Source organism: Microcella frigidaquae, assembly GCF_014200395.1.
Lineage (GTDB): Bacteria > Actinomycetota > Actinomycetes > Actinomycetales > Microbacteriaceae > Microcella > Microcella frigidaquae.
In genome coordinates this window covers 1,226,376-1,248,614 of record NZ_JACHBS010000001.1, presented here as the reverse complement: position 1 = coordinate 1,248,614, position 22,239 = coordinate 1,226,376, and the positions used below count along the sequence as shown (strand labels likewise).

General features: G+C 72.1%; 18 protein-coding genes and 1 pseudogene. 16 read left to right on the top strand and 3 right to left on the bottom strand.

Annotated elements, in window-relative coordinates; genetic code table 11:
- The first annotated feature begins 3 nt into the window (after positions 1 to 3).
- The 14 genes and pseudogenes from BJ959_RS06155 to chrA all read left to right on the top strand — a co-directional run bounded on the left by BJ959_RS06155 (position 4) and on the right by chrA (position 19,238).
- Entirely contained in the window at positions 4 to 339 is a 336-nt protein-coding gene (locus BJ959_RS06155; protein WP_153983012.1) for an STAS domain-containing protein, read from the top strand.
- The gene (locus tag BJ959_RS06150) at positions 332 to 1,942 is read left to right on the top strand and encodes a SpoIIE family protein phosphatase (RefSeq protein ID WP_153983011.1); all 1,611 of its coding nucleotides are present in this window, start codon (positions 332 to 334) and stop codon (positions 1,940 to 1,942) included. Before BJ959_RS06155 ends, BJ959_RS06150 begins: the two co-directional genes overlap by 8 nt.
- A gap of 167 nt (positions 1,943 to 2,109) precedes the next feature.
- The gene (gene sucC, locus BJ959_RS06145) at positions 2,110 to 3,273 is read left to right on the top strand and encodes an ADP-forming succinate--CoA ligase subunit beta (RefSeq protein WP_153983010.1); all 1,164 of its coding nucleotides are present in this window, start codon (positions 2,110 to 2,112) and stop codon (positions 3,271 to 3,273) included.
- Positions 3,274 to 3,287: 14 nt separating this feature from the next.
- Positions 3,288 to 4,190 carry a succinate--CoA ligase subunit alpha gene (gene sucD, locus BJ959_RS06140; RefSeq protein ID WP_153983009.1) on the top strand — a complete coding sequence of 301 codons (903 nt, stop codon included), beginning with the start codon at positions 3,288 to 3,290 and terminating at the stop codon, positions 4,188 to 4,190.
- A 93-nt stretch (positions 4,191 to 4,283) separates the two neighbouring features.
- Positions 4,284 to 4,892 carry an SRPBCC family protein gene (locus BJ959_RS06135; RefSeq protein WP_153983008.1) on the top strand — a complete coding sequence of 203 codons (609 nt, stop codon included), beginning with the start codon at positions 4,284 to 4,286 and terminating at the stop codon, positions 4,890 to 4,892.
- A gap of 62 nt (positions 4,893 to 4,954) precedes the next feature.
- Entirely contained in the window at positions 4,955 to 5,584 is a 630-nt protein-coding gene (locus BJ959_RS06130; protein ID WP_243739068.1) for a DUF4166 domain-containing protein, read from the top strand.
- A 206-nt stretch (positions 5,585 to 5,790) separates the two neighbouring features.
- A complete protein-coding gene (gene ptsP, locus BJ959_RS06125) occupies positions 5,791 to 8,985 on the top strand; it encodes a phosphoenolpyruvate--protein phosphotransferase (protein WP_153983007.1) in 3,195 nt (1,064 codons plus the stop codon).
- Between the two features lie 64 nt (positions 8,986 to 9,049).
- Positions 9,050 to 10,291 (top strand): cell division protein PerM, encoded by a 1,242-nt coding sequence (locus BJ959_RS06120; protein WP_153983006.1) that lies wholly within the window; start codon positions 9,050 to 9,052, stop codon positions 10,289 to 10,291.
- A 9-nt stretch (positions 10,292 to 10,300) separates the two neighbouring features.
- Positions 10,301 to 10,858 (top strand): annotated as a pseudogene (gene purN / locus BJ959_RS12635) (phosphoribosylglycinamide formyltransferase); the annotation flags it as partial.
- 72 nt (positions 10,859 to 10,930) lie between these two features.
- A complete protein-coding gene (purH, locus tag BJ959_RS06115; protein ID WP_243739072.1) occupies positions 10,931 to 12,526 on the top strand; it encodes a bifunctional phosphoribosylaminoimidazolecarboxamide formyltransferase/IMP cyclohydrolase in 1,596 nt (531 codons plus the stop codon).
- A gap of 155 nt (positions 12,527 to 12,681) precedes the next feature.
- Complete coding sequence (ddaH, locus tag BJ959_RS12840) at positions 12,682 to 13,881, top strand: dimethylargininase (protein WP_341800052.1); 1,200 nt, start codon at positions 12,682 to 12,684, stop codon at positions 13,879 to 13,881.
- A 225-nt stretch (positions 13,882 to 14,106) separates the two neighbouring features.
- On the top strand, positions 14,107 to 16,071 hold the full coding sequence (locus BJ959_RS06105; protein ID WP_153983004.1) for an ABC transporter ATP-binding protein: 1,965 nt from the start codon (positions 14,107 to 14,109) through the stop codon (positions 16,069 to 16,071).
- Positions 16,068 to 17,876 (top strand): ABC transporter ATP-binding protein, encoded by a 1,809-nt coding sequence (locus BJ959_RS06100; protein ID WP_153983003.1) that lies wholly within the window; start codon positions 16,068 to 16,070, stop codon positions 17,874 to 17,876. Before BJ959_RS06105 ends, BJ959_RS06100 begins: the two co-directional genes overlap by 4 nt.
- A 33-nt stretch (positions 17,877 to 17,909) precedes the next feature.
- Complete coding sequence (gene chrA / locus BJ959_RS06095; protein WP_153983002.1) at positions 17,910 to 19,238, top strand: chromate efflux transporter; 1,329 nt, start codon at positions 17,910 to 17,912, stop codon at positions 19,236 to 19,238.
- Positions 19,239 to 19,248: 10 nt separating this feature from the next.
- On the opposite strand, the gene BJ959_RS12990 is transcribed toward chrA, so the two are convergent.
- From BJ959_RS12990 to BJ959_RS06080, 3 genes are all read right to left on the bottom strand, one after another.
- On the bottom strand, positions 19,249 to 19,689 hold the full coding sequence (locus BJ959_RS12990; protein WP_153983001.1) for a DUF4282 domain-containing protein: 441 nt from the start codon (positions 19,687 to 19,689) through the stop codon (positions 19,249 to 19,251).
- A gap of 72 nt (positions 19,690 to 19,761) precedes the next feature.
- Complete coding sequence (locus BJ959_RS06085) at positions 19,762 to 20,130, bottom strand: MGMT family protein (RefSeq protein WP_153983000.1); 369 nt, start codon at positions 20,128 to 20,130, stop codon at positions 19,762 to 19,764.
- Between the two features lie 25 nt (positions 20,131 to 20,155).
- Positions 20,156 to 20,608, bottom strand: a complete 453-nt coding sequence (locus BJ959_RS06080; protein WP_153982999.1) for a GNAT family N-acetyltransferase — start codon at positions 20,606 to 20,608, stop codon at positions 20,156 to 20,158.
- Positions 20,609 to 20,752: 144 nt separating this feature from the next.
- On the opposite strand from BJ959_RS06080, the gene BJ959_RS06075 reads away from it, so the two are divergent.
- Complete coding sequence (locus tag BJ959_RS06075) at positions 20,753 to 21,967, top strand: NADP-dependent isocitrate dehydrogenase (RefSeq protein WP_153982998.1); 1,215 nt, start codon at positions 20,753 to 20,755, stop codon at positions 21,965 to 21,967.
- A 145-nt stretch (positions 21,968 to 22,112) separates the two neighbouring features.
- Positions 22,113 to 22,229, top strand: a complete 117-nt coding sequence (locus BJ959_RS13090; protein WP_489114197.1) for a hypothetical protein — start codon at positions 22,113 to 22,115, stop codon at positions 22,227 to 22,229.
- Positions 22,230 to 22,239 lie beyond the last annotated feature (10 nt).

The following is a 22,239-nucleotide window of genomic DNA, read 5'->3' as shown; positions in this document are numbered from 1 at the left end:
TCAATGGATATCACGGTGGTGCACCACCCCTTCGGGGTCGCCGAGGTCACAGTCGGCGGGCGCCTCAACATGGTGACGGCCGCGCGCATGCGCGAGGCCATCGAGCAAGCGGTCGACGCCAACCACCCGAACGTCGCGGTCGACCTCTCGCAGGTCGTGTTCCTCGACTCCTCGGGGCTGGGTGCGCTCGTGGCGGGTCTCAAGTCGGTGCGGGCATCCGGCGGCGATCTGCGCCTCGTGCGACCGGCCGAGCAGGCCCAGCTCGTGCTCGAGCTCACCAACATGGGCTCGGTGCTGAAGAGCTTCGACTCGGTCGGCGCCGCCTTCCCGCATGCCTGAGGTCGTCTCGCGGTCGTTCCGGCTGCACTGCCCGCCCGACACGGTCGACACGCTGCAAGACCTGCTCGCGACGATCTGGGCGCAGACCCCGCACCTCGACGCGGCCGACCGCATGGCGGCCGAGCTCTCGATCGTCGAGCTCGCGGCCAACGTCATGGAGCACGCGAACAACGGCGAGCCCGTGAGCTTCACGATCTCGATCGTGGTCTACGACGACCGCATCGAGGCCACGGCGACCGATGAGGGCGTGGTCGATCACGTCGACCTGCGCGATCGCGCGATGCCCGACCAGTACGCCGAGCGCGGTCGGGGGCTGCCGATCATGCAGGCGCTCTCCGACAGCGTCGAGCACCGGCGCATCGAGGGCTTCAACCACTGGACGGTCGTGCGTGGCCGTCGCCACGGCGGCGCCCCACCGCGCAAGGCGATGCCCTCGATCTCGATCGCCGGCGTCATCGACGAGATGGCGCGCCAGCGCGCGCTCGACGACATGGGCATTCTCGACACCCCGCCCGAGGAGCGCTTCGATCGCGTCACGCGTCTCGCGCGCCAGCTGTTCGGCGTCGAGACCGCGGCGGTCAACCTCATCGACGGCGACCGGCAGTGGGCGAAGTCGGTGTCGGGCATCGGGCCCGTCGAGATGCCGCGCGACGAGTCGATGTGCACTGTCACCATCCAGCACGACGAGCCGCTCGTGGTTCCCGACCTCTCGGCCGATCCCGCCCACGCCCACAAGATGGTGCCGGGGCTCATCAACTTCTACGCCGGGTTCCCGCTCTACGCCCCCGGCGGCGAGCGAATCGGCGCGTTCTGCGTCTACGACTCGCAGCCGCGGCACTTCTCGGCGCGCGAGACCGAGATGCTGCGCGACCTCGCCGGCTGGGTGCAGCAGGAGCTGACGGTGAGCCAAGAGCTCAGCCGGGCATCCGAAGTGCAGCAGGGCCTGCTGCCGCAGCAGCTGCTGAGCCTCCCGGGCTGGAAGACCGCGGGCGTCTGCATTCCGGCACGTGCTGTCGGTGGCGATTTCTACGACTGGTACCCCGTGGGCGAGGGTGCCGCGCTCACGCTCGCCGACGCCATGGGCAAGGGCATCGCGGCGGCCATCATCGCGGCGACCGTGCGCGCGGTGCTGCGATCGGCGGCCCGCTTCGGCGATGTCGCGGGTGCCGTCGACGCGGCATCCGCGGCCCTCACCGTCGACCTCGACAACGCGGGCGTCTTCGTCACCGCCTTCCACTCGCGGCTCGATATGGACTCGGGAGTGCTGAGTTACGTGGATGCGGGGCACGGCCTCTCGATCGTCGCGCGCGCCGACGGCAGCTCTCAGCGCCTGCGGTCGACCGCCCCGCCGCTCGGCGTCGACCCGGAGACCGAGTGGCAGGTGCAGACCGTGCAGCTCGACCCGGGCGACACGCTCATCGTCGTCAGCGACGGCGTGCTCGACCTCTACGACGGCACGCTGCACTCGCTCGACAACCTCGTGACCCTCGCCCTGCTCGCGCAGGATCCGTGGGAGATCATCGAGGCCATCCGGGCGCGGGCGCGCGGCGCGAGCAGCGACGACGTCACGGTGCTGATCGTGCGGCGCGACGACGCCGACTGACCTCGGGCCGGGCATCCGCCCGTCGTGGGGCCCCGTGCGCGGGCGGTACAGTAGAGGCTGCGATTTGTCTCGATATCGAGAAATCTCTCCGGTGAGGAATCTCACGATCGAGAGGCCGACCGCATCCCCTTATCTTTCTCTTTTCGCACGCGGATGGGACGAGCAGCGTGGATCTTTTCGAGTATCAGGCCCGAGACCTCTTCGAGAAGCACGGTGTTCCCGTGCTGCAGGGCATCATCGCCGACACCCCGGAGGAGGCTCGCGCGGCTGCCGAGTCGATCGGCGGGGTGACGGTCGTCAAGGCGCAGGTCAAGGTCGGTGGCCGCGGCAAGGCCGGCGGTGTCAAGGTCGCGAAGACCGCGGATGACGCCGAGGCCGCAGCCCGCGACATCCTGGGCCTCGACATCAAGGGCCACGTCGTGAAGCGCGTAATGGTGGCGCAGGGTGCCGACATCACGGAGGAGTACTACTTCTCGGTGCTGCTCGACCGCGCCAACCGCAACTACCTCGCGCTGTGCAGCTACGAGGGCGGCATGGAGATCGAGCAGCTCGCCGAGGAGCGCCCCGAGGCGCTCGCGCGCGTCGCGGTCGACCCCGCCGTGGGCATCACGCTCGAGAAGGCTCGCGAGATCGCGGTCGCCGCGAAGTTCCCGGCCGAGCTCGTCGACAAGGTCGCCCCCGTGTTCGTCGCCCTCTACGGCGTCTACGTCGCCGAAGACGCGACGCTCGTCGAGGTCAACCCGCTCGTGCTCACGGGCGCCGGCGACATCGTCGCGCTCGACGGCAAGGTGAGCCTCGACGAGAACGCCGGCTTCCGGCAGCCCGGCCACGAGGCCCTCGAAGACAAGGATGCTGCTGACCCGCTCGAGGCGAAGGCCAAGCAGCACGACCTCAACTACGTGAAGCTCGACGGCGAGGTCGGCGTCATCGGCAACGGTGCCGGGCTCGTCATGTCGACGCTCGACGTCGTCGCCTACGCAGGCGAGAACCACGGGGGCGTGAAGCCCGCGAACTTCCTCGACATCGGCGGTGGTGCCTCGGCCGAGGTCATGGCCGCGGGTCTCGACGTGATTCTCGGCGACCCGCAGGTCAAGAGCGTCTTCGTCAACGTCTTCGGCGGCATCACCTCGTGCGTGGCGGTCGCCAACGGCATCGTCGCGGCGCTCGAGATGCTCGGCGACGCCGCGACCAAGCCGCTCGTGGTGCGACTCGACGGCAACCAGGTCGACGAGGGCCGGGCGATCCTCGCCGCGGCCGCGCACCCGCTCGTCACGCTCGCCACGACCATGGACGACGGCGCCGACAAGGCTGCCGCGCTCGCCGCGAAGTAAGGGAACAGAACACCATGTCGATCTTCCTGACCAAGGATTCGAAGGTCATCGTTCAGGGCATCACGGGCGGTGAGGGCACCAAGCACACCGCGCTCATGCTTAAGGCCGGCACCCAGGTCGTCGGCGGCGTCAACGCGCGCAAGGCCGGCACTACGGTGACCCACACTGCTGCCGATGGCTCGACCATCGAGCTGCCCGTCTTCGCGACAGTCGCCGAGGCTATGGCCGCGACGGGCGCCGACGTCTCGATCGCCTTCGTACCGCCGGCGTTCTCGAAAGACGCCGCGTTCGAGGCCATCGATGCGGGAATCCCGCTGCTCGTCATCATCACCGAGGGCATCCCCGTGCTCGACACCGCTGAGATCTGGGCGCACGCTCAGGCCAAGGGCAACACCACGCGCATCATCGGCCCGAACTGCCCCGGCATCATCACGCCCGGCGAGGCGCTTGTGGGCATCACGCCCGCGAACATCACGGGCAAGGGCCCCATCGGCCTCGTCTCGAAGTCGGGCACCCTGACCTACCAGATGATGTACGAGCTGCGCGATCTGGGCTTCTCGACCGCGATCGGCATCGGCGGCGACCCCATCATCGGCACGACGCACATCGACGCCCTCGCGGCCTTCGAGGCCGACCCCGAGACGAAGGCGATCGTCATGATCGGCGAGATCGGCGGCGACGCCGAAGAGCGCGCGGCCGACTTCATCAAGGCGAACGTCACGAAGCCCGTCGTCGGCTACGTCGCCGGCTTCACGGCGCCCGAGGGCAAGACCATGGGCCACGCCGGCGCGATCGTCAGCGGTTCGGCGGGCACCGCGCAGGCCAAGAAAGAAGCCCTCGAGGCCGCGGGCGTCAAGGTCGGCAAGACGCCGAGCGAGGCGGCCGCCCTCATGCGCGAGATCATCGCGGGGCTGTAGCCCGCATCCTGCAGCCGACGGCCCCGCCCCTCCGGGAGGCGGGGCCGTCGACGTTCTGATGATGTCTCGAGTGCGGCGTGCAAGACTGACCCCGTGGGCACGCGCGCGATCCGGGTCGAGACGGTCATCGCGGCGGACATCGAGACGGTCTGGCGGCTTACGCAGGAGCCGATGGCGCACGCCCGCTGGGACGCTCGCTTCAGCCGCATCGTCCCGACCGAGCGCGGCGCCGACGGCCGGTGGCGCTTCCGTTACGAGCGGCGGATGCTCATCCGCACGATCCGTGGAACCGGCATCGCCCTCGGTACCCGCGATGGCGCCGATGGCGCCCGCACCTCGGCGCTGCGGTTCACAACGAGCGACCGGCTCTCGCCCCTGAGCGATGGCCGCGGCTTCTGGCGCTACGAGCCCGTCAACGGCGGCGTGCGTTTCATCACCGGCTACGACTACGCGCCTGGATGGGGGTCGCTCCTCGACCGCGTGCTCGTGCGGCCCCTCGTCGCCTGGATGACCGCCTGCAGCTTCGCGCGGCTTCGGTGCTGGGCCGAGCGCGGTGAGGAGCCGGAACGCTGGCCGCTCTGGCGCATGGTGCTGCCGGGGCGGCGAGACCGTCCGCGGGCCCGTGACTGCGTCTGGAGCATCGGGCGGCCGGAGGCGCTGCGCGACGCTCCCGCGACGCTCGTCGGTCTGGAGGCGCCGTGAACGACGACGCCCGGAGCATGTTCGCCCGCGCGATGGGCGACGAATTCGCTCGGCTGCATCCAATGCTGCGTCGCAGGTTCGGCGTCGGTCTCGCCGCTGGGTACGCCTGCGTCGGGCGCGGTGTCATGACGCGCATCCGGCGGGGCCCCTGGTGGACGGTGCCGTTCCTGCACATTGGCCGCATCCGCAACATCCTCGCCCCCTTCCCGGGCGAGCAGGTGCCGTTCACGGTCGAGAACTACCCGTACCGCGACCCGCTCGGGCGCGAGACGGTGACGTTCGTGCGCACCTTCGCGTACCCCGATCGCCCCGGGCGACCCGGCCGCTTCGACGCGACCATGATCCGCGGCCGTGACGGACGCATCGTCGACTACTTGGGGACCCACCAGCACCTCGCGGTCGACCTCGCGCTGCGCGCGGAACCGGACGGCTCGCTCCACCTGACCTCCGACGCCCAGCGCTTCTACGCCGGCCCGCTCGGCTTCCGGTTCCCGATGCTGTTCTCGGGTCGAGCAGACCTCCACGAGTCGTTCGACGACGTGACCGGCGAGTACGTGATTCGCCTGAGCGTGCACAACCGCGTCCTCGGCTTCCTGTTCGGCTACGAGGGCCGCTTCACCTGCGAGTTCCCCTCGGTCGACGGCTCCCCGCCCCCGCACGTCCTCCCCGTGCGCCACGAGGGACGGGAGTAGCCGCTCCGAGCGCTGCCGTTCCGCGCGGTCGCACCACCGCTGGCCTTTCTCCGTCGCGACCCCTCCCGCCGCGTTGTTTTCGCAATGTGCCTCTCGCGGCACATGCCGCCGGAGGCACATTGCGAGAACGGCACTGTCGTGCCCGCAGTCCCGTCTGCACCCGCGGGGGGCGGGGGCACGGGCCTGCGGCCTAGACTGGCGGCGCTATGCACGAGCTGACGGTGGGTGCCGCGACCGCGTGGCTGCGCGGGTGGGCGGCCGCCATCGGCGAGAACGAGCAGCATCTGACCGCCCTCGACGCGGCCATCGGCGACGCCGACCATGGCGCCAACCTGCGCCGCGGTGCCGCCGCCGTCATCGAGCGGTGGGATGCGCACCCGCCCACGAGCGTGCACGAGGCCCTGACGCTCGCCGGCGAGGCTCTCGTCGGCACGGTCGGGGGCGCCAGCGGACCGCTGTTCGGCACCCTGCTGCTGCGGGCCGCCGCGGAGATCGGTGACCGCACGACTGTCGACGCAGCGACTCTCGCCGCTGCTCTCCGGGCCGGCACCGCCGGCGTGCGCGAGCGCGGGCGGGTCGAGCTCGGCGACAAGACGATGCTCGACGCTCTGGTGCCGGCCGTCGACGCGCTCGATGCCGCCCTCGCCGGCGGGCAGCCGCTCGCGGAGGCGATGGCCGCCGCGGCCCACGCCGGCCGCTCGGCGCGCGACGCGACCGCGCGCATGGTCGCCAGGCGGGGTCGCGCCAGCCAGCTCGGCGACCGCAGCCTCGGAGCCATCGACCCCGGCTCGGCCTCGGCCGCCCTGCTGCTCGACGCACTCGCCGCCGCGCTCGGTGCTGAGCCGCCGACCACCACGGAGAACGCGACCCTGCCGTCGACGGGCGGCGACCGCTCGTCGCCCTCCACGGCGCGTGTCGGCATCGTGCTCGTCTCGCACAGCATGGACCTGGCGATGGCGGCGCGGCGTCTCGCCGACGAGGTCGCGGGCGAGCATCCGCCCCGCATCGCCATCGCGGCCGGTCGTGCCGACGGTGGCACCGGAACCAACGCGACTCGCGTCGCCGCCGCCATCAGCGAGGCCTCACAGGGGCGCGGCGTCGTCGTCATCACCGACCTCGGCTCGGCCGTGCTCAGTGCCGACATGGCTCTGGAGCAGCTCGGCGGGCGCATCGCGGTGCGCGTCGTCGCGGCTCCCTTCGTCGAGGGCCTGCTGGCCGCAGCCGTGCGCGCCGGCATCGGCGACGACCTCGACACGGTCGCCGCCGAGGCCGAAGCCGCTCTCTCGCCCAAGAGCGCGCTGCTGCAGCGGCCCGCTCCCGGCCCGAGCGAGCCCGCCCGCCCGCCCGCCGAGCTCGCGGACGATGACGCTCTCACCGTGAGCGCTCCGGCGGTCGTCGTCAACGAGGGAGGGCTGCACGCCCGCCCCGCCGCCGAGATCGCGGCGCTCGCCGCCGGCTTCACCGCCGAGCTCACGCTCACCGTCGACGGCAAGCCGCCTGCCTCGGCCCGCAGCCCGCTCGCCATCGCCGTGCTCGCGGCCACGGCGGGCACCGCGGTGCGCATCGACGCGGCGGGGGTGGATGCTCGCGCCGCCGTCGACGCCCTCGTCGCGCTGCTCGCCACCGGGTTCGGCGAGCCGCTCATCGCCGAGCTCGTCGAGCCCGCCGACGCCGGCACCGCCATCGGCACCGCCACTGCCACCAGCGCCGACGACAGCATTGCCGCTGCCGCCCCCGCCCCGGTGTCCGGCACCGGGCCCGGCACCGGGCCTCTCGGGGTCAGCGCCGGTCGCGTGATCGGGCCGGTCGCGGTGCTCGTGCACGCGATCGCCGAGCCCCCGGCGACGGCCGTGCTGGCCCCACCCGCCCGCGCAGCCGCGGCGGGCATCCTGCGGGATGCCCTCGAGGCGACCGCCCGCGACTACCGGCGCCGCGCGGAGGAGACGAGCGGTCATCGCGCCGAGGTGCTCGTGGCGACGGCCGCCATGGCCGGCGACCCGCAGCTGATCGAGGAGGCCGCCGGCGCGATCCGGGCCCGCGGCCTCACGCCCGAGCGCGCCGTCTGGGAGGCGATCGCAGACGTCGCCGAGCAGTACCGCGCCGCCGGCGGCGAGCTGTTCGACCGCATCACCGACCTGCACGACGTGCGCGACCGCGTCATCGCGCGGCTGACCGGCGTCGAGCCGCCCGGGCTCCCCGAGCGCCGCGAGCCCTACGTGCTCGTCGCCGACGATCTCGCGCCCGCTGACACGGTCTCGCTCGACCCCGCGACCTGCATCGCCCTGGTCACCGAGGGGGGCGGCCCCACCTCGCACACGGCGATCATCGCCCGCGAGCTCGGCCTGCCCGCCGTCGTCGGGGTGGAGGGCGCGACCCGCATCGCCGACGGCACGCTCGTGCTCGTCGACGGCGAGACGGGCGAGGTGATCGTGCAGCCCGACCCCGGCCTCCAGGCGACGGCGACCGGCGTCATCACCCTGCCGCCGTTCCGCGGTCCGGGTTCGACCGCCGATGGGCACCGGGTCGTGCTGAGCGCCAACGTCGGCGCCCCGCGCGAGATCGCCCGCGCGGTCGAGCGCGGCGCCGAGGGAGTGGGCCTGTTCCGCACCGAGTTCTGCTTCCTCGACCGGGCCGACGAGCCGAGCGTCGCCGAGCAGGTGGCCGCCTACCGCGAGGTCTTCGCGGCCTTCCCCGACCAGCGGGTCATCGTGCGCACCCTCGATGCGGGCAGCGACAAGCCGCTCCCGTTCTTCACGCCGATCCACGAGCCGAACCCGGTGCTCGGGCTGCGCGGCGTCCGCACGGCGATCCGCGACCCGCTCGTGCTCGAGCGGCAGCTTCGGGCGATCGCCGAGGCCGCGGCCGCAGAGCGCGCTGACGTCGCGGTCATGGCGCCGATGATCGCGACGCTGGCCGAGACGCGCGAGTTCGCCGCCCGGGCGCGCGAGGCGGGCATCCGGAGCGTCGGGGTGATGCTCGAGACGCCGGCGGCGGCGCTGACCGCGATCGAGCTGTGCGGGGCCGTCGACTTCCTCAGCGTCGGCACCAACGACCTCTCCCAGTACACGATGGCCGCCGACCGCATGTCGGCGGCGCTCGCCCCGCTCGCCGACCCGTGGCAGCCCGCCCTGCTGCGCATGATCCGCATCGTCGGGGAGGCCGCCGAGGCGACCGGCACCCCGATGGGGCTCTGCGGCGAGGCGGCGGCCGACCCCGACTTCGCCGCCGTGCTCGTCGGCCTGGGCGCGACGAGCCTGTCGATGGTCGCCCGGGCGATCCCGACCGTCGGCGCCCGGCTCGCTGGCGTGACTCTCACGCAGTGCCGGGATGCGGCTGCCGCCTCCTGCGCCGCTCCCGACCCGCTGGCCGCTCGGGCCGCCGCGCGCGCCGCGCTGGGGTGAGGCCCGGTGCGTGTGCGCGCCGCCGCGGTCGGCGCGGGGCACCGCGGCTAGGCTCGCCCGCGAGATGAACCGCCGCCTGACCGCCGTGCTGAGCGCCTTCGAGGCGCTGCTGATCGTCGCGATCGGCATCGCGGTGCCGCTCAGCGTCCTGACCCTGCAGTGGGCCCTCCAATTCGGCTTCCAGATCGACTGGGTCGTCTTCTGGCGCGCGGCCGTCATCATCTGGATGCTCGGCCACGGCGTCGACGTCACCTTCCAACTCGACCCCCAGACGGCGCTCGCGCTCGACGTGCTCGGGGTCGGCGAGCCCTTCCTCGTCTCGATCGCCCTCACCGGCTTCACGCTGGCCATGGCGCTGGCGGGGGTCGCGGTGGGCCGCCGTCTGCGCCACGAGCCGCACCGCATCGTCGGCGAGCTGGTCGCCCTGGCGACGGTCGTCCTGCTCTCGACCGTGCTGCTGCTCACCGTCAGCGGGGTGCCGGGCGTGCTGCCGTCGCGCTGGCAGGCGGTTCTCTTTCCGGCGCTGATCCTCGGCCTCGGCATCGCGATCGGCTCGATCGGGGCGACCAACCCGGCCCGCGTGCGGCTGCGCCGCATGATCGCCGAGGGCCCGCAGCCCTGGCTCGCCGCGGGCGGTGCCGCCCTGCGCGCCGGGCTGGGAACGGTCGCGACCGTCGCGGCGATCGCCGCGCTGCTGACCGCCGCCGCGCTGCTGGCCGGCTACGGGCAGGTGATCGCGCTGTACGAGAGCGTGCAGGCGGGCGTGCTCGGCGGCATCGCGCTCACGGTGGCGCAGCTGGCCTTCCTTCCCACCCTCGTGGTCTGGACCTCCGCGTGGCTCGTCGGCCCCGGCTTCGCCGTCGGCGCCGGGTCGACGGTCAGCCCCATCGCGGTGACGCTCGGGCCGCTGCCCGCCGTGCCGGTGCTCGGCGCGCTGCCGACCGAGCCCTCGCCGCTGGGGTTCCTGACCCTCCTCGTGCCGGTGCTCGCCGCTTTCGCCGCCGGCATCGCTGTGCGCCCGCGCCTCGCGGCGGCCGCCGCCTCGGCGGGAGTGGAGGGCGGGGCGCTGCGGCTCTGGTCGCTCGGCGTGGGGACGGTCAGTGCCGTCATCGCCGGTGCCGCCATGGGGTTCCTCGCCTTCGTCGCCGCGGGGGCGGCCGGGCCCGGACGCCTCGCCGTCGTCGGACCCGACCCGCTGGCGGTGGGGCTCTGGATGCTCACCGAGACCCTCATCGGAGCATCCCTGGGTCTGCTCGCCGGGGGTGCGCGCCTGCCCCGGCCGCTCGCCTCCGCCGCCAGCCGGTAGCCTGGGCGGGTGCTGCGGGTCGTCGTGCTGATCTCGGGCGGCGGGTCGAACCTGCGCGCTCTTCTGGAGGAGTGCCGCGACCCCGCGTTCCCCGCCCACGTGGTCGCCGTCGGCGCCGACCGCGCCGCCGACGGCCTGGCGCATGCCGAGCAGTTCGGCCTCCCGAGCTTCACCGTGCCGTACAGCTCCTACGCCTCGCGCGACGAGTGGGGCGACGAGCTGCTGGCCGCCGTGCAGCAGTGGCAGCCCGACCTCGTGGTGCTGAGCGGGCTCATGCGCCTCCTGCCGCCGCGGGTCGTCGAGGCCCTCGCGCCGCGGCTCATCAACACGCACCCCGCGTACCTGCCCGAGTTCCCCGGCGCCCACGGCGTGCGCGACGCGCTCGCCGCGGGGGTCGCGCAGACCGGCGCGAGCGTGATCGTCGTCGACACCGGCGTCGACACCGGCCCGATCCTCGCGCAGGAGCGCGTGCCCGTGCTGCCCGACGACACCGAGCACAGCCTGCACGAGCGCATCAAGCCCGTCGAGCGGCGCCTGCTCATCGACGTCGTGCGGGGCATCGCCGAGGGATCCCTCCGCCTCGGCTCCGCATCCACCCCCCTGACCCCGACCCCGCCCCTCGCGACCCAGGAGTTCCTCATGGCCGGCCCCGCCCACGACCCCGCCCTCTACCGCCACCGCGATGCTATTCCGGTGCGGCGTGCGCTCATCTCGGTGAGCGACAAGACGGGCCTGCTCGAGCTGGCCGCGCAGCTGGCGGCGGCGGGCGTCGAGATGGTGTCGACGGGCTCGACGGCGGCGACGATCGCGGCGGCCGGGCACCCGGTGACCGAGGTGTCGCAGGTGACGGGCTTCGCCGAGACGCTCGACGGGCGCGTGAAGACGCTGCACCCCGCGGTGCACGCGGGCATCCTCGCCGATCTGCGGCTCGAGGCGCACGAGGCCCAGCTCGCCGACCTGGGGGTATCGCCTTTCGACCTCGTGATCGTCAACCTGTACCCCTTCGTCGAGACGGTCGCCTCGGGCGCAGAGGGTGACGCGGTGGTCGAGCAGATCGACATCGGCGGGCCGGCGATGGTGCGCGCGGCGGCGAAGAACCACGCGAACGTCGCGATCATCGTCGACCCTTCCGACTACGTGATGGTGACGAAGGCGCTGACGCTCGGCGGCACGACCCTGCTGCAGCGCCAGCGCTTCGCCGCCAAGGCCTTCGCGCACACCGCCGCGTACGACACCGCCGTCGCCGCCTGGTTCGCCGACACGCTCGGCGTGAGAGGAGTTCACCCGGCCGCCGACGGCAGCCCGTCGACGCTACAGGTGTCGGCGCGGCTGCAGCAGGTGCTGCGCTACGGCGAGAACAGCCATCAGCACGCCGCGCTCTACCGCGCCGACGGAGCCCACGGCATCGCCCAGGCCACGCAGCTGCACGGCAAGGAGATGTCGTACAACAACTACGTCGACGCCGACGCGGCCGTGCGCGCCGCCTACGACCACGACGCCCCGGCGGTCGCGATCATCAAGCACGCCAACCCGTGCGGCATCGCCGTGGGGGCATCGATCGCGGATGCTCACGCGGCGGCGCACGCGTGCGACCCCGTCTCGGCCTTCGGGGGAGTGATCGCCGCCAACCGCGTCATCACCCGCGCGGCGGCCGAGTCGATCGCCCCGATCTTCACCGAGGTCGTGGTGGCTCCCGGCTTCGACGACGATGCCCTCGCGGTGCTGCGCGAGAAGAAGAACATCCGGCTGCTGCAGCTGCCCGCCGGGTTCGCCCTGCCCGACACCGAGCTGCGGCAGGTGAGCGGCGGATGGCTGCGGCAGAGCGCCGACCGGCAGTTCGCGGCGGCGAGCGACTGGCAGCTGGTCTCCGGCTCGCCCGCCTCGGCCGAGCAGCTGGCCGACCTCGAATTCGCCTGGCGCGCGTGCCGCGCCGTCAAGTCGAACGCCATTCTGCTGGCGTCGGGCGGAGCATCCGTCGGCGTGGGCATGGGCCAGGTCAACCGCGTCGACTCGTGCCACCTCGCGGTGTCGCGCGCCGGCGACCGGGCGCGCGGCTCGGTCGCGGCGAGCGACGCGTTCTTCCCGTTCGCCGACGGGCTGCAGGTTCTCATCGACGCGGGCGTCAGCGCCGTCGTGCAGCCGGGGGGCTCGGTGCGCGACGAGGAGGTCATCGCCGCGGCCCAGGCGGCCGGCGTGACGATGTACGTCACGGGCGAGCGCCACTTCTTCCACTAGACGGGCGCGACGGGCCCGTCCACCCGCCGTCCGCCCGGCGCGTCACACATCACGGACTTCCGGCACATCCCGGTCTCCGTCGTGCCGGTAAGGGCGGCGGCGAGCCCGCATTCTCCGTGATTTGTGACGCGCGGAGCGGCGGGTAGCGTTATCGGGTGACTCAGCCCCTCTCGCGCCGCCTGCTCGACTCCGCCCTCGCCGCCGCCGCGGTCGCGATCGTCACCCACTTCGTGACGGTCGTGCTGTTCTCGGCGATCAACGGCGCCACGCTCGAGGTGCTCGTGCAGGTCAACGGCGTCTTCGGCTTCTCGTCGATGCTGCTGTTCGTCTTCCTCGCCATCGTCGGCACGGCGGGCATACTCGACAACCGCTGGATCACCCTCGCGGTCGGCCTGCTCGCCGCCTTCGTGTCGTCGTGGCTCGGCGCGATGCTCGCCATCGTCTCCGCCGGCAACCCGATCAGCGGTGCGCTCATCGACTACCTCTGGCTGAGCGTCTTCGGCTTCAACCTGCTGTTCCAGGTGGTCGCGGTGCTCGCGACCCTGCTGGTGGGCCGCCGTATCTGGGCCGCGCGCCGGGCCGCGGCCTCCGCATCCCGCCGCATCGCGATCGTGCGGATGCCCAGCTCGCGCCTCGCCGACGGCGAGCTCACCCACCAGGAGCGCGTGCCGGTCGACCTCGATCTCGCCGAGCGGCAGTGGGAGGACTACGTCGGCGCACTGCGGGCGGAGGGCTTCACCATCGTCGAGGTGCCGCCGGCCGAGGAGCTGCCCGACTCGGTGTTCGTCGAGGACACCCTCGTGATCATCGACGGCACCGCGATCGTCACCCGCCCGGGTGCCGTCTCGCGGGCGCGCGAGATCGACGACGCCGCGCCGACCGCCCGCGATCTCGGCCTGCGCGTCGAGCGCATCGTCGAGCCCGGAACGCTCGACGGGGGCGACGTGCTGCAGATCGGCTCGACCGTCTACGTCGGCCGTGGCGGTCGTACGAATGCGGAGGGCATCCGCCAGCTGCGCGCGATCGCCGGGCGCCTCGGGCGCGAGGTCGTCGCGGTGCCCGTCTCGAAGGTGCTGCACCTCAAGAGCGCGGTCACGGCCCTGCCCGACGGCACCGTCATCGGCCACCCCTCGACGATCGACGACGCGTCGATGTGGCGCTCGTTCCTGCCGATGCCCGAGGCGGAGGGCGGCCACGTCGTCGTGCTCGGCGACGACGCCGTGCTCATGGCGACCTCGGCGCCCGCCTCGGCCGAGCTCGTGCGCTCGCTCGGCTACCGGGTGGTGACGGTCGACATCTCCGAGTTCGAGAAGCTCGAGGGCTGCGTCACCTGCCTGAGCGTGCTCGTGCGCTGAGCGGCACGGTCGGCGTGCGCGCGCGATAACAGCACCGTCACGATCCCCCCTCGGTTCTTCATTCATATGACCTGAGGCATAGGGTGGAAGGCTGCCCCGGGCCACCCCCGGAGGCCGCGCACCACTCCGCCGCAGCACTGTGCCGCAGCACAGCGCCACGGCACTCCGGCCACCATTACTGCACCGCGCCCGCCACGAGCGAGCGCGGACCATCGAGGACGCACCATGTCGACGACCGCTCCACCCCCGCCCGCCGCGGCCCCCGCGCCCGCGCCGCTGCGCCTGAGCACCGCCCGGGCGCTGGCGCGCATCCTGCCCTACGCGAAGCCGGCCATGCCGTGGATCTACGCGGGCATGGTCGCGGCCCTGCTCGCCGGGGTCATCGCACTCGCCATTCCGCTCGTGCTGCAGAGCCTCGTCGACGGGCCGCTCGCCACCGGCGACCCGAGCCAGATCTGGCCGGCCGCGATCGCGGTGCTCGTGCTGGGCATCCTCGAAGCCGTCTTCATCGCGCTCCGCCGCTTCTTCGTGCTCACGCCGGGCACCCACATCGAGGCGCGCATGCGCAACGGGCTCTACGCGCAGCTGCAAGACCTGCCGGTCGCCTTCCACGACCGCTGGCAGTCGGGCCAGCTGCTGAGCCGCGCGGTGAGCGACCTCAACCTGATCCGCCGCTGGCTGTCGTTCGGCTTCGTGCTGCTGATCGTCAACGGCATCACGATCGTCATCGGCTTCGTCGTGCTGTTCAGCTGGAGCCTGTGGCTCGGCCTGCTGTTCTTCGTCGTGAGCGTGCCGCTGTGGATCTACGGCTACCTCTTCGAGCAGAAGTACTCGGTCATCGCGCGGCGCGCGCAAGACCAGCAGGGCGACCTCGCCACGGCGGTCGAGGAGAGCGTGCACGGCATCCGCGTGCTCAAGGCCTTCGGCCGCGGCACGCACTCGCTGCTGAAGTTCGCCGAGCAGGCCGAGCTGCTGCGCGCCACCGAGATCGACAAGGCGAAGGCCATCGCCGGCATCTGGTTCTGGCTCGTGCTGATCCCCGACGTCGCGTTCGCGCTGTGCCTGCTCGGCGGGGTCGCGCTCGCGGCGAACGGCGAGCTGAGCGTCGGCGAGCTGTTCGCGTTCTTCGCGACGGCGACCGTGCTGCGATTCCCGATCGAGTCGATCGGCTTCCTGCTCGCGATGACCTACGACACGCGCGCGGCGACCGACCGCTTCTTCGAGGTCATGGACGAGGTCAACACCATCACCGACCCCGCCGCGCCGGTCAGCATCGAGGCGCCCACCGGGCGGCTCACGTTCGAGAACGTGGTCTTCCGGTACCAGGATGCTCCCGCCGACCAGCCCGGAGTGCTCGACGGCGTCACCCTCGAGCTCGAGCCCGGCGAGACCATGGCCCTCGTCGGTGTCACGGGCAGCGGCAAGACCACGATGACCGCCCTTGCGACGCGGCTCTACGACGTGACCGAGGGGCGGGTGCTGCTCGACGGCGTCGACATCCGCGACCTCACGCGGGAGGAGCTGCGCCGCCACATCGCGATGGCCTTCGAAGACGCGACCTTGTTCTCCGCGAGCGTGCGCGACAACGTTCTGCTCGGGCGCCCCGACCTGACCGAGAGCGACGACCCTGCCGACGCGGCCGAGGCCGAGCGCGTGCTCGCCGAGGCGCTCGACATCGCGCAGGCCGACTTCGTGCACAGCCTGCCCGACGGCGTCGACACGACGGTGGGCGAAGAGGGGCTGAGCCTCTCGGGCGGCCAGCGCCAGCGGCTCGCGCTCGCCCGCGCCGTGGCGGCGAACCCCGCCGTGCTCGTGCTCGACGACCCGCTCAGTGCGCTCGATGTCGACACCGAGGCCCTCGTCGAGGCGGCGCTGCGGCGCGTGCTCGCGACGACCACCGGCCTCATCGTCGCGCACCGGCCCTCGACCGTGCAGATGGCCGACCGCGTCGCGCTGCTGCAGGAGGGCCGCATCACCGACGTCGGCACGCACAGCGAGCTGCTCAAGCGCAACGAGCACTACCGCTACGTCATCTCGTCGCTGGAGGATGAGGAGCTCGCGGCAGCCGAGCGCGTCGAGCGCGATCTCAAGCTCGCCGAGCAGGAGGGCCGACGGCGCGATGCGATCGACCGCGAGGCCCGTGTCATCGACTCCGCTTCTGATGGACCCCGAGGGGAGGCCGCCCGATGAGCGTCACCGGCGTCGAGGGCGAAGAGCGCTCGAACTACACGCGCGCCGAGTCGCGGCAGATCCGCGCGCGCTCGCTGCGGCTGCTCGGCTCGCTCGTGCGGCCGGTGCGCGGGCGCATCGCGGCCACCATGGCCATCATCGTCGTGTCGATCGCGCTGCAGGTCGCCGGCCCGGCGCTCATCGCGCTCGGCATCAACCAGGGCCTGCCCGCCCTGCTCAATTCGAACGACTGGATGCCCGTCTCGCTGACGGTGGCGGCCTACCTCTTCACGGCCATCGCCGGGGCGTCGCTCATCGCCCTGTACCAGGTGATGAGCGCGCGTCTCAGTCAGGCGATCCTGCTCGACCTGCGCAAACGGGTCTTCCTGCACACGCAGCGGCTGTCGCTCGAGTTCCACGAGTCGTACACTTCGGGCCGCATCATCGCGCGCCAGACGAGCGACCTCGACTCGATCCGCGAGCTGCTCGACTCGGGCCTCAACCAGCTCGTGTCGGGGCTCATCTACATGGGCTTCACGGCGGCGGCGCTCGTGCTGCTCGACCCCACCTCGGGCATCGTGCTCGCCGCGTCGCTCGTGCCGCTGCTGCTGCTCACGCGCTGGTTCCAGGTCCGCTCGCAGAAGCTGTTCCGCCAGACCCGCGTGGCCTCGGCCCGCCTCATCGTGCACTTCGTCGAGACCATGACGGGCATCCGGGCGGTGAAGGCGTTCCGCAAGGAGCCCCGCAACGCGACCCAGTTCGCCGGGCACGTCGAGGATTACCGCCATGCCAACGCTCGGGTGATCCAGCTCTTCGGCATCTTCGACCCGGGGCTCGTGCTCATTGGCAACGTGACCGTGGCCGGGGTGCTCGTGGTCGGCGCCTTCCGGGTCGTCGAGGGCGAGCTGCTCATCGGCACCCTGCTCGCCGTCGTGCTCTACACCCGCCGGTTCTTCGACCCGGCGGAGGAGATGGCGATGTTCTACAACTCGTACCAGTCGGCCGCGGCCGCGCTCGAAAAGATCTCGGGCGTGCTGGAGGAGAAGCCCTCCGTGCCCGATCCGACGACTCCCATCGACCTCTGGAAGGCGAAGGGTGCGGTGCACTTCGACCGCGTGCGGTTCGCGTATAACCCCGAGACGATCGTGCTTCCCGAGCTCGAGCTGAGCATCCCGGCCGGCCAGACGATCGCGCTCGTCGGCACGACGGGCGCCGGCAAGTCGACGCTCGCCAAGCTCATCGCGCGGTTCTACGACCCGACCGAGGGTGCGGTGACGCTCGACGGCGTCGCTCTGCGCAAGATGCACCCGAAAGACCTGCGACGCGCGATCGTGATGGTCACGCAGGAGGCGTACCTGTTCTCGGGCACCGTCGCCGACAACATCGCGCTCGGCAACCCCGAGGCGAGTCGCGAGCAGATCGAGGCCGCCGCGAAGGCGGTGGGGGCGCACGACTTCATCGTGTCGCTGCCGCAGGGCTACGAGACCGACGTCAACAAGCGCGGCGGTCGCGTCTCGGCCGGGCAGCGGCAGCTGATCTCGTTCGCGCGCGCCTTTCTCGCCGACCCGACCGTGCTGATTCTCGACGAGGCGACGGCCTCGCTCGACATCCCGAGCGAGCGACTCGTGCAGCGCGGCCTGCAGACCCTGCTCGCCGACCGCACGGCGGTGATCATCGCGCACCGCCTCTCGACCGTCGCGATCGCTGACCGCGTGCTCGTCATGGAGCACGGTCGCATCATCGAAGACGGCACGCCTGCCGAACTCATCGCCGGTACGGGCAAGTTCGCTCAGCTGCACGCGGCCTGGCGCGAGTCGCTGGTCTGATCGCGTTCACCGACGCTGGGTAGGGTTCGCCGTGTGACCGATCGGCCCGCGGATGCTGCGCCCGAGCCCGGCGACGCCCCCGAGTCGCCCCTCCGCGGTCCGGAGGGCTCGGCGCGCGAGGTGCTGGGCGCGTTCACCCGGCTCGGCCTGACGTCGTTCGGCGGCCCGGTCGCGCACCTCGGATACTTCCGCGACGAGCTGGTCACCCGCCGCCGCTGGATCACCGACCAGGGCTACGCCGAACTCGTCGCCCTCGCGCAGTTCCTGCCCGGCCCCGCGTCGAGCCAGGTCGGCTTCGCCCTGGGGATGCACCGGGCCGGGCTGCTCGGCGGCCTCGCCGCCGTCACGGCCTTCACCCTGCCGAGCGCGGTGCTGCTCGTGCTGGCCGCGCTCGCAGCCCCGCAGCTGGCCTCCTCGTTCGGAGCCCCGCTCGCGGCGGGGCTCTTCGGCGGGCTCACGGTCGTCGCCGTCGCCGTCGTGCTGCACGCCGTGATCGGGATGGCCCGCGTGCTCGCGCCCGACCTGCGCCGGGCGGCCATCGCTCTCGGCGCCGGACTTCTCGTGCTGATCGTCGGCACCGGATGGGCGACGCTGCTCGCCATCGCGCTCGGCGCCGGGCTCGGCCTGCTTCTCTGCCGCGCGGGCGGGGTTCCGGCCGGGGCGGCTGGCTCGACGCAGGCGGGGACGTCCGAGCACGGTGCGCTGCGCATCCCGGTCTCGCGCCGCGCGGGCGCCGCGTGCCTGGCCGTCGTCGCCGCGCTGCTCCTCGGGCTTCCCGTCGCGGCGGCGCTCGTCCCCAGCACGGCGCTCGCCGTGGCCGACGGATTCGTGCGGGCCGGCGCACTCGTCTTCGGGGGCGGGCATGTCGTGCTGCCGCTGCTCGAGGCCGCTGTCGTCGAGCCGGGCCTCGTCTCGTCGGAGCAGTTCCTCGCCGGCTACGGCGCCGCGCAGGCCGTGCCGGGCCCGCTGTTCACGTTCGCGGCGTACCTCGGCGCGGTGATCGTACCCGGTGTCGAGGGTCTGGCTCTCGCCGGCATCGCGCTGGTCGCGATCTTCCTGCCCGGCCTCCTTCTCTTGGTCGGAGTCCTGCCGTTCTGGGAGGTGCTCCGCGGCCGCCCCGCGGTGGCCGCGCTCGTGCGGGGCGCGAACGCCGCCGTCGTCGGGGTGCTCGCGGCCGCCCTCATCAACCCGGTGGCGTCGAGCGCGCTGCTCGATCCGGCGCTCGCCATGACGGCCGGAGTCGACGTGCCCGCCGTCGCCCTCGCCGTCATCTGCGCGGTGCTGCTCATCGTCGTGCGCGTTCCCGCCTGGGTGGTCGTGATCGTCGGTGCCAGCGGCGGGATGCTCCTCGCGGCGCTCTGACCGCGGCGCGCTACTTCCGCATCGCGGCGGTGTTCTCGGCGATCGCGACAAGCGCCACGTTGACCTCGACGATCATGCGGGCCAGCACGACGGCGACCAGCGTGCCGATCGGTGCGAGCACGATGCCGCCCAGCACGGTCAGGACGCCCGAGACCGGCTGCCCGCCGAGCATCTGCCCCACGCCCGTGACCACGATGCCGAAGAAGGCGACGAGCCCGGCGAGCACGATGCTCACCAGGAGGATCGCGTAGATGAAGCCCGCGATGCGCCGGGTCACGAAGGTGACGAACCTGAAGTCGATGAGGGCGCGGAAGAAACCCGGCACGGCACTGACATCGATCGCGAGGGTCTGCGGGGCGGCGCTCGCGGGCGCGGCGGCGACCGGCTCGGGTGCGGCGGCTGGCGCGGCGGCCGTGCGGGCGCGGGGCTTCGGGGCGGGCGAGTCGGTCACGAGAACCTCCGGTGGTCGGGATGCGCGGCGCGCGCCGCACCCCGGCACAGTACCGCCGCTGCGGGCGAGGGTCTAGAACGGTCGCCAGCGCGCCGCGCGCAGGTCGAGGCGGTACGCCAGCGCGTCGGTGTCCGCGGTGGAGGGGGAGTCGGTGCGGGGTGCGAGCAGCGGGGTTCCCTCCGCCCGGTAGTGCTCGAGAGCCTCGGCCTCGTGCCCGGCGGGCGGGCGCCCGTCGGCGCGGACGACGCGCCACCACGGCACGCTCGAGCCCTCGAGCGCCATCACCCGCCCGACGGCGCGCGCACCGCGCGAGCCGAGCTCGGCGGCCACGTCGCCGTACGTCATCACGTGCCCGGGCGGGATGCCGTCGACCACCTGCAGCACGGCGCCGCCGAAGTCGAGGACGACGCCGTCGACGACGGGCTCGGGGGTGGAGGGCATCCGGCGATCGTTCGGGGCGCCGTCGTCAGACGTGCAGGGCGCCGATCTTCTCGCCGTACTCGGTCTCGCCGATCTCGACAAAGCCGATGCGCCGGAAGAACTCGCCGGGACCCTCCTCGCCGGTCTCCCAGATGACGGTGACGGTGTCGAAGCCGCGCTGCCGCGCCTCGTCGGCGAGGGCGTGCACGGCGAACTTTCCGATGCCGCGGCCCTGCGCGGTGGCGTCCACGTTGATGCGCCAGATGCAGCTGCGGAACTCCGGGCGCGGGTTGTCGGGGTCGAAGTTGCCGCGGATGAAGCCGACGACGTCGTCGCCGTCGAGCACCACGCGGGCCCAGGTGGTCGTCGGGTTCACGTAGGCGTCGGCGGCGGAGTACGACACCGGCGTGACGAACTGCTCCTGACCCGGACGGAGCGTGAGTCCGTTCGCCGCGACGATCGTGCGGGCCGACAGTTCCTCGAGTCTCAGCGCGTCCATGCCACCCAGGGTAGACGGTGGGCGGCGACCGCGGAGGGGAAGATCCCTGGCGGAGGACCTCCGCCATGTATCTCGATATCGAGACAACCCGGGCGAGCCGCTAGGCTGGCAGGCGGCACATCACCGATGGAAAGGCGCCCCGCAGTGGAGAAGATCAAGGTCGAAGGCACGGTCGTCGAGCTCGACGGCGACGAGATGACCCGCATCATCTGGCAGTTCATCAAGGACCGCCTGATCCACCCCTACCTCGACGTCACGCTCGAGTACTACGACCTCGGCATCGAGAACCGCGACGCGACCGACGACCAGGTCACCATCGACGCCGCGCACGCGATCATCAAGCACGGCGTCGGCGTCAAGTGCGCCACGATCACGCCCGACGAGGCCCGCGTCGAGGAGTTCGGCCTCAAGAAGATGTGGAAGAGCCCGAACGGCACGATCCGCAACATCATCGGCGGCGTCATCTTCCGCGAGCCGATCGTCATCTCGAACATCCCGCGTCTCGTGCCCGGCTGGAACAAGCCGATCATCATCGGCCGTCACGCCTTCGGCGACCAGTACCGCGCCACCGACTTCCGCTTCCAGGGCAAGGGCACGCTGACCGTCGAGTTCACGCCCGAGGACGGCTCGGAGCCCATGAAGTTCGAGGTGTACCAGTCGCCGGGCAGCGGTGTCGCCCAGGTGCAGTACAACCTCGACGAGTCGATCCGCGACTTCGCCCGCGCCTCGCTCAACTACGGCCTCGCCCGCAACTACCCCGTCTACCTCTCGACAAAAAACACCATCCTGAAGGCCTACGACGGCCGCTTCAAGGATCTCTTCGAGGAGGTCTTCGAGAACGAGTTCAAGGCCCAGTTCGAGGCCGCCGGCATCACCTACGAGCACCGCCTCATCGACGACATGGTCGCCTCGGCCATGAAGTGGGAGGGCGGCTACGTCTGGGCCTGCAAGAACTACGACGGCGATGTGCAGAGCGACACCGTCGCGCAGGGCTTCGGCTCGCTCGGTCTGATGACGAGCGTGCTGACGAGCCCCGACGGCAAGGTCGTCGAGGCCGAGGCGGCCCACGGCACGGTCACCCGTCACTACCGGATGCACCAGCAGGGCAAGCCGACCTCGACCAACCCGATCGCCTCGATCTTCGCGTGGACCCGCGGCCTCATGCACCGCGGCAAGCTCGACGGCAACCAGGCCCTCATCGACTTCGCCGAGACCCTCGAGGACGTCGTCATCACCACCGTCGAGAGCGGCAAGATGACGAAGGACCTCGCGATCCTCATCAGCCCCGAGCAGGCCTACCTGACCACGGAGGACTTCCTCGCGGCGCTCGACGAGAACCTGAAAGCGCGACTCGCTTAGGGGCCGCTCTACAACGGATGCCCGGGGCCGTGCGCCTCGGGCATCCGTCGTCTCGGCCGGGCCCGGTGTTGCAGGGAAGATACCCCCAGGGGTATGCTGGGAGCGCGCGCCGACCGGGGCGCAGCATCCATTGAAAGGAACCGCCATGTGCTCACCCGCCCGTTGCTCCGCCTGCGGCAAGGTCACCTGGACCGGCTGCGGCCAGCACATCGAGCAGGCGCTCGAGGGCGTGCCCCAGGCCGAGCGCTGCACCTGCGGCTAGGTCGCGCCGT